The sequence below is a fragment of the Providencia sp. wls1916 genome (genome assembly GCF_009706585.1).
GTDB classification, from domain to species: domain Bacteria; phylum Pseudomonadota; class Gammaproteobacteria; order Enterobacterales; family Enterobacteriaceae; genus Providencia; species Providencia lanzhouensis.
Genome location: NZ_WLUL01000020.1, coordinates 223,896 through 237,833, shown reverse-complemented (window position 1 = coordinate 237,833; position 13,938 = coordinate 223,896). Strand labels below are relative to the sequence as shown.

Below are 13,938 nucleotides of genomic sequence, written 5' to 3'. Positions count from 1 at the left end.
CAATTCCATGAAAATTTTAGTTATCAAATCCAGTATTAACGGTGCACAATCGCAAACCAATACCTTAATTCAGCAATATCTGGATGAACGTAAAGCCCAAGGCTATCAAGACTGTGTTATCGAGCGTGATGTGGCAGAAAATCCATTACCCGTTCTTAATCAAGCCCGTTTCGCAGCATTAAGAGGCGCAGAAATTAGCAATTCTGATTTAAAAAATACCACAGAGCTTTCTGACCAGCTTATTGCTGAGCTTAAAGAGAGTGATTTACTGCTCCTTGGTGCGCCAATGTACAATCTCAATGTACCAACTGAATTGAAAAATTGGTTTGATTTAGTGGTTCGTGCTAGAGAAACTTTTCGCTATACCGCAACCTACCCACTGGGGTTAGTGGAAAATGTCAAAGCGCTGGTATTTAGTGCTCGAGGCGGTATTCATTACGGGCAAGAGACCGATGCAATTACCCCTTATTTAAACTCTGTATTAGGGTTAATGGGTATTAATGATGTTCAGTTTATCTACGCAGAAGGTTTAGATATGAAACCCGAAGGTTATGAGACTGGACTCGCCAATGCTCAACAACAATTAATGCGTCTCATTCATCATTAAGTATCATAATAAAATAAATCCCCACTCTACATTATTTAATTCGTGGGGATTTTGTTTTCATTAAATTAACTATAAATACTCGCTTACAATTGTTAATTGTCAGCTAATGGACTGTATTAATTAATATTTAAATAGTTTATTTCTTTATAAAAACAGACTTCACCGCAATACAGCACACCATAAAAACCCTCATAATGAGTAACCAAAAGTGCAAAATGAAAGCAAATATTATATATTGTATCATTTTATTTCATTTCGGGATTAGTAAATAGATTTTATTTATTGATCTACGTCATTATCCAAAAAATCTTTTATTTCACTTAAGATTTAACTCATAAAAAGAGTAATTTAATAGCCAATATTCTAGGATTTTTATTTCATTTGAATGTAACATTATATTTCATCATATTTTGAGTATTTACATCATTATTTAACCTATCTACAATTCGCCTCGTTTTGAAATCATCCAATTAAACAACTCATATTTAACCAACCTAGGTAATTAACTAATTATCAATATAATGAAACTAAATGAAAAAATAGGACGTTTTATTAGAAATGCACGGATAAGCAAAGGATTATCTGAAAAAGAATTAGCATCCTTAATATCAGTCAGTCAGCAACAAATATCAAGATATGAAAGAGGGATATCGACATTAAGCATTGAAAGTATTTTAAGACTTTTAAATGTATTAAATATCCCCTTTGATGAATTTAGTAATAAGGTAATAAAACCAGAACAAAATAGACTTTTCAATTTACTTATTGACGAGTTAGAAACTGACGGTGTAATTCATGTAGGCAATCTCAAAAATACATAAATGTATTTTTCGGAGTGCATGCTTTATTTTGAATGCAAGCACCAAAAAAGAAATAACCCCTTTTAAAATTTTATCTAATGGAAAGTAATATAATGAAATTTAAGTTAATCGCTATCGCATTGCCTATTTCTCTAGCTTTATCTGCAAATGTATTTGCAGAAGGAGAACCTAATGCTCCAGAAGAATTAGCTCCTGTGACTGTCAGTGGTGGCGTTGTTAATTTTGCGGGTACCATTGTGAATACCCCTTGCGTTATTGATAATGATGATGCTTCACAAACTGTTAATTTAGGTCAATACCGCCAAGATGGTTTTGATGGTAAAGATTCTGTATCATCACCCGTTGGCTTTGATATTAAATTAACCGGATGTGCAACTGAAACATTTAAAAATGCCTCTCTGACTTTTGATGGTAATACCATTCTTGACGAAGAAAAAATCCTTGCTCCAGTAGCATCTCAAAGTGGGCAAACAATCGCAACTGGCGTGGGCATCCAAATTTTACAAAACAATAAGTTAGTAACTGTTAATGGCTCAAAGGCAACGGATGCTATTAAGTTGAATGAAGGTGACAGCACATTACGCTTCCAAGCACAGTACATCGCATTAGCAAATGAAGTTACTGCGGGTTCTGCTAACGCATCTGCCAATTTCACGATTACTTATCAGTAATATTTCTGTCTTTGCACCCGTGTCATAGCGGGTGCGCATTATTTTATATCCGGAGTTTTTATGTTTTCGCTACCTAAAGCAAGTCATTATTATCAATGGCTGGTTTCGTTATTCTATTTTGGTTTTTCTTCTCTTTGTTTAGCTGGTGGAATTACACTTGATAGCACCCGAATTATTTACCCACAAGAAAGTAAGCAAATTACCACGGGTATTCGAAATACCTCAGACAAATCAGCTTTTCTAGTTCAAACTTGGATTGAAGATGCTAAAGGAAATAAAATAAGCGATTTTATTTCCACTCCCCCTTTATTTACTAGCGCACCAAGAAATGAAAATACTATTCGATTAGTTTATGTGGGTGAACAATTAGCGAAAGATAAAGAATCTCTATTTTATTTTAATGTAAAGGCTATTCCATCCCTTGATCGGAATGAATTAGCTGATAAGAATGCATTAATCCTTGCGGCTGTAACTCGAGTTAAACTTTTCGTTCGACCAAAAGGATTAAAGATCACACCAAAGGAAGCAGAAAACCTTATCCGATTTAGCAAGATTGATAACCAAAAAATTAAAATATCAAATCCATCACCGTATTACATGACCTTAACGGATCTTCATTCAGGAAATAATGAATTACCATCAACGATGATCGCACCATTTAGTCATATTGAGGTTAATGCACCAGCAGGGTTTGATACCAGTAAATTGACGTTCAGTTCAATCAATGATTTTGGTGGGATCACTTCACCAAAACCAGCCATTTTCAATTAAGAATTAATCTATTTTATTTCAAATGAAAATAAGGTTTTCTATGTTCGTTTCACTAAAAAAATACAAAAAAATCATCAATAACCATTTGAGACCCTCATACTTATTTATCTGCCTTTTTGTAATACCAAGCACTAACGCCCAAGAGGGAGAAAATTACTATTTTCCACCTTCTTTGATCTCTATCGATTCAGAGCATATTGCTGACTTAAGTACTTTCGTAAGCCAAGGTTCACAATTACCAGGAACCTATGACGTTGATGTTTTATTGAATGGCAATCTCAAATACAGAAGAAATATTACCTTTGTCAAAGCACAAGATTGCCAAAAGCAAGATGACCAATTACCTAAATTCGTAGCAGACCAAACAGGGTTAATCCCACTGTTAACGCCGCAGGAACTGGCTGAGCTGGGAGTCAATATTGATAGCCTTCCATTGCTACAATCGGACAACCATCAATGTATTCCTCTGGCGCAATTAATTCCTAATGCGAGCACTGAATTTGATTTTCCGAAAATGAAATTGAATATCAGTATTCCTCAAATAGCATTAAATAATTTAGCCAAAGATGAAATCCCAACAAACCAATGGGATGAAGGAATTAATGCATTATTTACCAGCTATACATTAGGTGTCACTGATAACCAATATCAGCACGATTTCAGTAAAAATATCTATTTGAATCTAAGAAATGGCGTCAATTTAGGGAGCTGGAGATACCGTGATAACCGGACATGGACCAGCTATAAAAGCAAACATAATCAAGAAAATAACTGGCAACATCTCAACAGCTATGTCGAGCGAGGGATCATCCCTTGGCGAAGCCGTTTAGTATTAGGCGACAGTTCAACTAATAATACCGTTTTCGATTCACTGGCTTTTCGAGGCGCACAATTGCGAACGGACGAAAGTATGTACCCTTCTAGTCAACAAGGGTTTTCGCCGATTATCCGCGGCGTAGCAAACAGTAATGCGACCATTGAAATTCGCCAAAATGATTATTTAATTTACCAAGCTAATGTCGCGCCTGGTGAGTTCGCCATTACCGACTTAAACGCCATGAGTTCGAGTGGTGACTTGCAAGTCAGTATTCTTGAAGCTAACGGCGATATTCAATCATTTATCGTGCCCTATTCCTCTGTTCCGCTGTTATTACGAGAAGGTCGAATGAGTTATAGCCTGACCGCCGGTGAGCTTCGCTCGGATAACAGCAATTATGATACGACTCAATTTGGAGAAACGACGCTTATCTGGGGAGCATCGTCATTAACAACGCTGTATGGCGGCGTTCAATATGCTAAAAACTATCTGGCAGGAGCAGTTGGTACCGGCTTTAACTTAGGGACATGGGGGGCATTTTCAGCAGATATCACCCATGCCAATAGCCAATTAACCGATGGGAGTCGCTATCAAGGACAGTCACTGCGTTTTCTATACGCACGAGCCTTCCCTGAAACCGGCACTAACCTTCAACTCACTGGGTATCGCTACTCAACCCGAGGCTACTATACCCTGCAAGAAACATCGTTAAACCGGATGTCTGGCTGGCTATCACAAAATGAAACCCTTGATACCAATGGGGAACTGAAAACCAACCATACCGACTATTTTAATCTTTACGATAATAAGCGTGAAAGAATACAGACCAATATCTCACAAAAGATAACAGGGGTTGGTTCTATTTATTTAACCGGTGTCCGCCAGAGTTTTTGGGAGCGAAATGGCAGTTCGGTGTCCATACAATCAGGGTTGAGTAGCCAGATTGGCGATATTAATTACACGCTCTCATATGGATTAAATAAAAATGTTGATCAATACGATGTAAAAACAACGGATAGGAATATTTTCTTAACGGTATCCATCCCGTTACAGAAATGGTTACCTCAAGGAGCGCCGTCAATGTATGCCTCTTATAGTGTTAACCACGATAACCAAGGAGAGTTAGTCCAGCAGACCAGCTTAAGCGGAAATTTACTGGCTCAACAAAACCTGAATTGGAACGTTGCTCAAGGGTATTCATCGAGTAATGGGAATGACGGGAATATCAACTTAGCCTACCAAGGCGGCTATGGAAATACTCAAGCCGGTTATAGCTACGGTCAGGATTACCGTAAAGTTTCAACGGGTATTTCTGGTGCAGTGACCCTGCACTCTGACGGCATCATTTTTAGTCAACCCTTTGGTGAGACCAACATTCTGATTTCGGCACCGGGAGCGAGCGATATTCCCGTCGAACATACCAGTGGTGTGAAAACAGATTGGCTCGGTTACACCATCAAGCCTTACGCAACGCCATATCGTTTAAATCGTGTTGCCCTAGATAGCAGCGAATTAGATGAACAAACAGAAATTGAAAACAGCGTTCTTACGACGGTGCCGACTCGTGGCGCTATCGTCAAAGCAAACTTTGTGACTCGCCAAGGTGCTCGCGCACTGGTTCACATCGTAAAAAATGGCAAAAACTTGCCTTTCGGCACCTTGGTCTCGATTGGGCACCAAACGGCAATTGTGAATGATGATGGACAGGTTTATTTATCTGGGCTCGAATCCTCTGGCGAATTAACAGCCAAATGGGGATATGACGATGAAAATCAGTGCCAAGCCATATATTCGTTACCTGAAAATGCAGATCTGCAATCATTAATTCGATTCGATGTTAATTGCCAATAATCATTGGTCAATAACAAAACTATTTTAATTCTTTATTTAAATAACAGGCTTAATATGAATTTAATTATCAATAAACTCGTGAAATTAATTTTGGTCATCACCTGTGTTAGTGGTGCAAATATCAACTTAGCCAGCGCGGAAAGTGCAAGTGCGTTAGTTAAAATAAAAGCGACTGTTTTGGCAGGCTGCTCACTTGATGCACCCGATACCGTTTCTTTAGATAAAATTCCGAGTTCTGCATTCAATGGTAAAACAACCGGAGATGACCTAGATACTTATTCTAAAATATTTACTTTGACCGCCACCTGTTCAGGCACTAACAAATATAAATACACCTTCAAAGCAAATGAAGCAGATGGTTCCTGTATTAAAACAGATGCTGACTTTATGCGCTATTGCTTAAAATTCAATGACGATTACCTTGATTTATCGTCTACCACAGCCACCTTGGAAAGAGATAGCTCCAAAGATGGGGGTAAGACTGAAATCACTGTCGTTCCGCAGGTGTCCTCTACTTCAAGTACCCCTGTTGGTGACGTTAATGGACAGATTACTGTCACTATCGAGCCGATGTAAATTGCGAATTAACCAGTAAGGTCAACAACATTGCGCCAGTTATTTATTTTTATTGTTTCATTGTTTCCGCTGTCTGTTTATGCGGAAACAACATTTATTCTAAAAGAAATTAAAGATGTATATATTGAAGAAATTACGTCCGCAAATAGAAGTACATTGTTTAGATTTGAGGTAGATTACAGCAATCCCGACGGCACATCAGGTCCATTACGATCTGCATGCTGGTCAAGCTTAGAGGAAATGAAAACCGTTTTCTATAGTCATGGATTAGGGGTCTATGCAGAAACCTTTAATGATGGAAAAATTAGACTCAATGGGAGTGGTACAGTACTCAATTATTTTGGGGGGGATAATTCAATTAATGGACTTACATATGTCACGAGCCTGTCAGGATTTAATGATGAAACTTGGGTTTTATACTGTAGCATAGTGACAAATGATTATAGCGGAGGACAGATACTGTTTAGACCGACAACTCTCACCTATACGATTGTTAATTTACATGCATCAAGTATGGCGTATCCTCATATCAGCGCACCGGCTGTCATTGATTTAAAAACTTGTTCACCCGGTGACAACCTGAAGGCTGCTATTCCGTTAACTGTGGGTTTTGAGGGATATATGGGACAAAGTAAAAAAATGGATTTAACCGTAAGATCTCATGATTTACCTGATGATTTTGATATTGTTCTTGATAACCAAAGTATTCTCAATAAACCGCCCCAAGTCATTCAAATGCCAGCAGGGCAAAAAGAGAAACAGATTGAAACTCACTTACAAGGAAAATGCCCAAGTCAAGCAGGAGAATATATTTGGAATGCAGAATATATTACGACTATTCAGTAAGCTTTATTTCGCACTCCATGAGTCACTCATTAATATAAAAAAATCCGCCTGGTAGGCGGATTAAATAATTAAAAATTTGACAAAAAAAATTAATACAATAAAAAACAACAATAGAGAGAACTAATTTTCACACAAAATTAGTTTATTTTATCAAAATAAATTTCAATATCTCTATGGGTATCATTCAATTTAACGCCGGAAATTTCATCATGGTAATTTTTTAATTGAAATTTTAACTCATTAAAAAAATCACCGAAGTCAAAATCTAAAACAAAAAGAATATTCAATAATGTGTCTACAGAAATTCGACATTTACCACATTCATATCGAGAGTAATGCTGCTGTGAAATCCCGAGTTGCTTCGCTATATTAGAACCAGACAGCCTTTTATTTTTTCTAATCTCTCTTATTTCTTTACCTATCATGACTGAGTAAATATTGCTTTCCAGTTTACTACCTTCATCTACATTCTTCATATTTCATATATCTCCATATACAGGAACGGTAGAATTAATTATTTAGTTCTCGTTCCTGTTGATAGATAAAAAATCATCCGTTAGGAATCACTTTTATTGTGCTATTATTATCTGAGTTTTTAAATCCGTAACGACTTAATGGTGAAATAACTAACTCTTGAACTTTACCTTTCACATCAATAGTTTTACTTTCTTGTGGTCTTAAATAAAATTGTTCAATTGAGTAACTATCATTACTAGGTAATGCTGTCACTGACTGGGATAAACGAACAACTTGATTACCAGTATTAGTTAACGTCAGCTTGTTATCTTTTTGCTTAACGGTAATATTTTTCCATGGCGTTTGGCTTAATGGCTCATTAGCTGGTGTAATTAACATCGCCACATCCTGGCGAATCGGCATTTTTGCAGAGTTTTGTTTAACAGCTCCCACACCTTGGAAAGAAACACGTAAAATTTCTTCTTGTTTTAAATCCAAACCTTTCTTTAGAACAAAGTTAATTTGCTGGCTTTCATTCGGCTCAATACGCACAATTGGTGGGGATACCATCACCTCTTTAGCCATTGGTTTCGAGCCATCAAGATCAGAAACTTTCGTTGATAACAAGATAGGCTCTTTTGATATATTTTTTACGCTAAATACTTTACGCCCTTCACTTGCATCTAAAATAACGGTCATTGTTTCCAATTGAAAACTTGCTTTTGCAGATATACTCATTAAGCTGACTAAACCTAAAACCATTGTATAAAATAACTTTTTCATTCAAACCTCAAATATGTATTTAATAATATTACTGGCAGATCGCATCTGCCTCTTCATAAAGTAATTCTGTGGAAAATTCTTCCGGTACACTATATTTAATTGTGCAATCATCTGAATTGGGTGAGCGTAAAATAATGTCATCGCCAATTTGTTCATTACTGAGTAATAAATTACCTTCCCCCATGACGACACCCATATAATCCCCTTTTTTATTTAGTACGCTGGCACCAAAAGGAACCATCGAACCATTCTCCATTTTAATATTCAGTAATAATTGCCTCATCGTCGTTGCATTAATACGTTTAGTCACAACAGATCCCCTTGCCGCAGCAACATCAAAGGAAGTGGTATCTAAACGCACATTTACCGGCAATTTATCAGTATTTAATTGCACGGTTGATTTTTGGTTTCTTGGCAACGATGAAATAGCCGCAGTACCAAAATGATTCGTTATCGTGGTGCCACTGCCCATCGTGTTGACTCTAACCCCTGGCGCATCCGGTACATACACGATGCCAAAGGTGTCTCCTAAAGGTACGGATGACGTTGCAAATAGCCCATCGGAATACGCTAGACCACCATATGCTGCAACGGTGATAGAGCGTGTATTATTCTGAGACATGGAACCACTCAACGAAATATTACTATACGCATTAGCATTATTAATACTGCCATTGAAGGTATTAACATCATCATTACGACCAGCGCCGATCGAATATCTTAAATTATCACTAACTTGCTGATTGTAATTCACCATTACCCTGTTTTTATCCTGGTAATGCTGGCTTTGCATGCTGATATTTTTTTTCTTACCTAACGGCATTGATGCATTCATAAAAATTCGGCTATCTTGATCATCGCCTGTTTGGTAATTCACATTTAAAGATACATCAGCTATTTTTCTGCTATAACCGATAGAATAAAAAACCTTATCGGATTTATCACCATAAAAATGGTTATGATTAATGCTCGCGTTAAAGCGCCCCCACAACATATCCCCCCAGCTAACAAATAACGAAGCGGAGGTCTGTAATTCACCACTAAACCACCCATTTGTTTCTTCCCGCAAGTCCTGAACAGAATGGTTTTTTAATAGCGAGTCATCCAATGTCGGGAACTGATTTGTTCGATATAAAATCGAAGCGCCTAATGTCATTTTTTCAAACGCAACACTACTATTAAAATCGATTTGCTCCCCACGCTTTTCTTTATTGCGCGCACTTTGCAAACCAATACCAATCGAAATAGGGGTAACAATATCTAAATATGTGCTAACCCGACCACTAACCGATTGAAATGTATCTGAGTAAAGAATTCCTACCGCATAATTTGATACACCATATTGTTGGCTGACTTCTACACCACTCACAATTGGCGTCTGCGTTTTCTGATCACCCCGACTACGATATCGTCCGGTAAAAAACTGATAACTCATTGGCAAAACTGCACTTTGCTTGGTTGCAGTCACTACCTGAAACTGATGTCGCTCCCCATTATCTTGTATCACGGTGACATCTAAAGGCGAGCTAATCACTACATTATTAATTCGATTTAACTCGAAAGGTCCCGCAGGCACCATCGTGCGATATAACAACCGTCCATTTTGATGTACTTCAACCGTTGATGGTGAACTTGCAACACCAGTCACTGGCACGACTAAAACATTTGAAGATTGCAAAGAGCTATCAGAATAAATTTGCATTCCATTAATAGGGGTACCACCAAAAAATATACCTTGAGTATTAAGCTGTCCAATATCGAATATGGACTTTAAAAACTCAATACCCTTTGATAGCACTGTTTCATTAAATTGATAATATGAGTTTGATTCCCCTACGGAGACACTACTGTTATTTCTCAACACCCAATTCTGCCAATTTATTCCTGTTTTAAACTCTCCTTGGTAAAAACGCTGGCTGTAATTACCGTTAATATGCATGCCATATAATTGATAATTACTTACCACCCCAAATCCACCGTACGTTAACTCACGACCTTGTAACTTTGGGTCAATATTCTCTTCAGCAACCACCATATCTATTCGATACGTGTTAGGATGTAATACAATTTTCGCATCTGGATACACTCGCTCAAAGGTATTACAACCATCTGTTAAATCAATTTTTTTTAACCTTAGTTTGCTCATCAATCCATCAGTAAGGCATAACCTGCCACTTTCATTGATTTCGACATTCGCAGTATATTCATTACTGCCATTTAATTTTATGGTGACATCATGGTGTCCAGGTAAAAATTGGTTACCCTTCATAAAAAATTCTGCAACTTCTGGTCCATACCCTAGTGATTTTAAAGAGTTGATATCAAAATTAATTGATGAGGGTGTTTCGCTCTTTATGATTTCAGATGCAACGGAATTATTTACCTTCAGTACAATAAAAATTAAAAATAGTTGGCAATAAGAAAAATGATTTTTCTTATACATTATTATTTTTATTTCCAATGTAAATTATTAAAATTAAAGCTATATACCAAATGAAAATATAATATTTGCACTACCATCTAATTCCACAGCCTCAACAATTGGACCATTTGTCTCTTTAAGGCTGTTCAGAATAGGTTTCACCGCGATATTTACAGCAAAATGGCTTCCATTGGATATTACGTTTTCATTTGTAACCCATGCATATTGTTTACTTTTTAATACAATACTCTCTTGGGTTGATGGCAGTAGCTCCGTACCATTCACAACTCCCACACCAACAGCCTGACCATCAACTTTGAGTTGACTAAGTATTAATTGATAGTTACCTAATCGCCCTTGGTTATTCACTTTACCTAATCCAAAATAACTATCATTTCCCATCTGCGATGTTTCACTTCGGTTATCCGAAAATTGCACAAGTAGCAACGTAGGTGTATTACATGAAATTTGCCATATTTTCGATAATTCTGGGATTTCCGTCGTTTTATTTAAATCAAACTGGCGAGCATGTAATTGATTAAATCGATACTCCCCACCATTAGGGATAATAACTTCACATGTAGGAGGTGATTTAATCTGCCCAATAAAGTTTTCATTTTGAATAGTCTGCGAATAGGCTATTTTATTGCAAAACAAACACCCTAAGACTAATAACACTATAGCCTTAGTTACTGGGACTATAAGTAAACGCATACATTCCTCTGGTAATGATTTTTATCAGACTTAATTAATCATTAATATTAAATAGCAATATTTAAACTTTTTGATTATAACTCTTAAAGGTTAAATAAATACCTTCTAAAATTAATAGATTAATCAAATAGAACATTAACATTCTCTCCAATATTAATGCTCTAATATTGATAAAAATAATGAATAGATATAGTTTTATATCTATTCATTTTAATCGTGGAATTACAGTGCAAAAGCAAAAGCTAATGTTGCATCACCATCTAAATTAGCATCACCCGTACTGGTTTTTAATTCAGCACTCAACGTCGGTTTTACATCAAGATCAGCTGCAAAAACTTTTCCTGATCTTAATACAGCCGCTGATGTTCCCCAACCTATTTTTTTGGTTTTATCAACCAATATTGATGCCGCAACACCTGATCCATTTATACCACTCACTGTCTGAGGTGTACCATCCGTTTCTTGCTTCACCGCTAGATTCTTCACAAGGATAGTATAAAATCCAACTTTTTTATCGGTATTAAACAGGCCTAAACCAAAGTTATTTACGTGTGCAATTAATACAGAATCAGCTCGGTTATCTGTGGAGGTAAACGTTAAATAGGTTGTCGCATCACAAACTACTTCAATATGATTAGTTTTCTCATCCAAAGTTAAATTTCCTGAAACAGGAAACATAGTCGGAGAAACATCAAATACATATTCTAAATCAATTTTTTCTACACCATTAAAAGTACACGTTGGTGGCGTAATTGAACCTGACACAGCTATATTTGCAACTGGAGGAGCTGCTAATGTAGCACTAGAAACAGCAATTAAAGATAATGCAATTATGGTTCTCTTAAACATGAAATAAATCCTATTGAATAAATAATAATATTATTAAAATAAAAGCCTTTTCCCTTAAGATTTTAAAAATCTCTGCAAGGGAACTTTATATATTTAGTTGGTTTTATTTATTTTTAATATCGATTAATGCTAACAAACCCCATTAGCTTAATTAATTCGATGGACTCATTATAAGCATATATTTTTAGGATTTGAATTACTCCTAATAAGGTAATTTATTTAAATTCACTTTATTACAAAGTATTTCAGTATGTTTCATCATAGAAAACAAATAGCTAAATCGATACAGTCTTTTTTAGACTATCATCAACAAACATATAAACCTAAACCAGTCAAATAAAGAATAAAAATACAGATTTTTATTCTAAAAAAACTTTTTATTCGTTCTTATTAGTGAAAAGTTACAATTTAACACACTTGTGGCGTAAGGATAACTTACAATAAATTGACAAAAAAATAGAAAAATATTTTTATTTTCATAAAAATCAGAGCATTAAGAGCACAATACATAAAGACCAAATTTACACACATATAGTGTAAATTGTGAAAACTATACAATTTGTTTAGATTTGAACAAAATTATATCTAACATATTACTCTTTGTTAGTGTTTTTTTAGTTTTTTTATCTTTATAGTTTATCTCACCCATCATATTAAGAGCATCAAGATACGAAAAAATTAAATGATTGGTATTAATTTATCCCGCAAGCTCTTTTCAATATAGTGAATTATAGTCATGTTTATCCATAGTTTGATAAATCCTTTTTAAACGTAATCCATAAACAGTCATATATAATGTAAGCAATAGTAAAAAACGCCTTTTATTTTTTCCGTTTTTTTCTCGCCGTCACACTCTTTTTCTTTTTATCTTCTCGGCTTGATGACCAAATCTCAATGTAATCCATATTCGTTAAGAAAAAGACAATACAGCTTCCTAGAACCACCATCCAAACTAACATCGCTTTTGGAATATTATCGAAGCGGAAGATTAATAACAGCGGAATAAGCACCATCATGCTGATAAACATCGAGCTCATCATGCCCAATACCACAGGAGCGATAAATTTCTTCATCCCGATCATTCTCATCACTAGCGTGAAAACAATACAGGCAGGGATCATTCCAAACGTAGCAAACATCACGATCAACCCCGGCTCCCCTTTATTCACCAACCAATCGGTGAAACCAAACCATGAAAAAGGAATTGTGATCATGATGCAGACTCCTGTTGAACATACAGCAAGGGAATATCTTTAAAACGGAATAAGAGTGTAAAAATGAGATTCGGGAAAAGACGAATGTTGGTGTTGTATAACGTGACTGTTTGATTAAAAAATTCTCGGCGATCCGCAATTTGGTCTTCTAACCCTTTTGCTGACGTTTGTAATGCTAATAACGCCTGCTGGCTAATCAGCTTGGGGTATTTTTCTGCCAGTAAAAAAATCGGCTTTAAATGTGAGCGAAATTGGTTTGCGGAATCCACTTTAACGTCGAGCTGTTCCGTGGATAAATAGTGCTGACGACTTTGCAGTAATTCGCTAATTAAACGCTTTTCATGAGTCATTGCCCCTTCCGCTACGATTGTTAATTGTGGCATTAAATCTGCCTGTTTTTTTAGGAGCACATCAATATTGGCAAATGCTTTGTCGCAATTATTTTTCAAGAAAATAATATTGTTGTAGATCCCCACAATATAGCGAACCAAAATGGTGCCTATCACCGCGACAAAAATCCAAAAGATAATCTGATTCATA

At 36.1% G+C, this 13,938-nt stretch carries 14 protein-coding genes; 7 read left to right on the top strand and 7 right to left on the bottom strand.

The features are described 5' to 3' along the window. The first annotated feature begins 7 nt into the window (after positions 1-7). The 7 genes from GKR61_RS14280 (at position 8) to GKR61_RS14250 (ending at position 6,960) form a co-directional block, all read left to right on the top strand. Positions 8-607, top strand: a complete 600-nt coding sequence (locus GKR61_RS14280; RefSeq protein WP_036954084.1) for an FMN-dependent NADH-azoreductase — start codon at positions 8-10, stop codon at positions 605-607. A 521-nt stretch (positions 608-1,128) separates the two neighbouring features. Continuing rightward, positions 1,129-1,428, top strand: a complete 300-nt coding sequence (locus GKR61_RS14275; RefSeq protein WP_036954081.1) for a helix-turn-helix domain-containing protein — start codon at positions 1,129-1,131, stop codon at positions 1,426-1,428. A gap of 92 nt (positions 1,429-1,520) precedes the next feature. Further along, entirely contained in the window at positions 1,521-2,099 is a 579-nt protein-coding gene (locus tag GKR61_RS14270; protein WP_154600404.1) for a fimbrial protein, read from the top strand. A gap of 60 nt (positions 2,100-2,159) precedes the next feature. Further along, positions 2,160-2,870 carry a fimbria/pilus periplasmic chaperone gene (locus GKR61_RS14265; RefSeq protein WP_036954075.1) on the top strand — a complete coding sequence of 237 codons (711 nt, stop codon included), beginning with the start codon at positions 2,160-2,162 and terminating at the stop codon, positions 2,868-2,870. Between the two features lie 40 nt (positions 2,871-2,910). Continuing rightward, entirely contained in the window at positions 2,911-5,538 is a 2,628-nt protein-coding gene (locus GKR61_RS14260; protein WP_230083168.1) for a fimbria/pilus outer membrane usher protein, read from the top strand. A gap of 54 nt (positions 5,539-5,592) precedes the next feature. After that, on the top strand, positions 5,593-6,114 hold the full coding sequence (locus tag GKR61_RS14255; protein WP_154609515.1) for a hypothetical protein: 522 nt from the start codon (positions 5,593-5,595) through the stop codon (positions 6,112-6,114). 30 nt (positions 6,115-6,144) lie between these two features. Beyond that, complete coding sequence (locus GKR61_RS14250; RefSeq protein ID WP_154600407.1) at positions 6,145-6,960, top strand: hypothetical protein; 816 nt, start codon at positions 6,145-6,147, stop codon at positions 6,958-6,960. 137 nt (positions 6,961-7,097) lie between these two features. Here GKR61_RS14250 and GKR61_RS14245 read toward each other — a convergent pair whose 3' ends face one another. The 7 genes from GKR61_RS14245 to GKR61_RS14215 form a co-directional block, all read right to left on the bottom strand. Then, positions 7,098-7,436, bottom strand: coding sequence for a helix-turn-helix domain-containing protein (locus GKR61_RS14245; RefSeq protein WP_036954067.1), 339 nt, complete (start codon positions 7,434-7,436; stop codon positions 7,098-7,100). A 73-nt stretch (positions 7,437-7,509) separates the two neighbouring features. Then, positions 7,510-8,199: a fimbria/pilus chaperone family protein gene (locus tag GKR61_RS14240; RefSeq protein ID WP_036954065.1), complete on the bottom strand. Its 690-nt coding sequence runs from the start codon at positions 8,197-8,199 to the stop codon at positions 7,510-7,512. 28 nt (positions 8,200-8,227) lie between these two features. Then, positions 8,228-10,642, bottom strand: a complete 2,415-nt coding sequence (locus tag GKR61_RS14235) for a fimbria/pilus outer membrane usher protein (protein ID WP_036954063.1) — start codon at positions 10,640-10,642, stop codon at positions 8,228-8,230. A gap of 39 nt (positions 10,643-10,681) precedes the next feature. Further along, the gene (locus GKR61_RS14230) at positions 10,682-11,335 is read right to left on the bottom strand and encodes a DUF1120 domain-containing protein (RefSeq protein WP_036954061.1); all 654 of its coding nucleotides are present in this window, start codon (positions 11,333-11,335) and stop codon (positions 10,682-10,684) included. Between the two features lie 222 nt (positions 11,336-11,557). Continuing rightward, positions 11,558-12,184, bottom strand: coding sequence for a fimbrial protein (locus tag GKR61_RS14225; RefSeq protein WP_154639852.1), 627 nt, complete (start codon positions 12,182-12,184; stop codon positions 11,558-11,560). An 821-nt stretch (positions 12,185-13,005) separates the two neighbouring features. Further along, positions 13,006-13,398 (bottom strand): hypothetical protein, encoded by a 393-nt coding sequence (locus GKR61_RS17970; RefSeq protein WP_154600408.1) that lies wholly within the window; start codon positions 13,396-13,398, stop codon positions 13,006-13,008. Next, a complete protein-coding gene (locus tag GKR61_RS14215; protein WP_036954057.1) occupies positions 13,395-13,937 on the bottom strand; it encodes a LemA family protein in 543 nt (180 codons plus the stop codon). Before GKR61_RS14215 ends, GKR61_RS17970 begins: the two co-directional genes overlap by 4 nt. Between the last annotated feature and the right edge of the window lies 1 nt (position 13,938).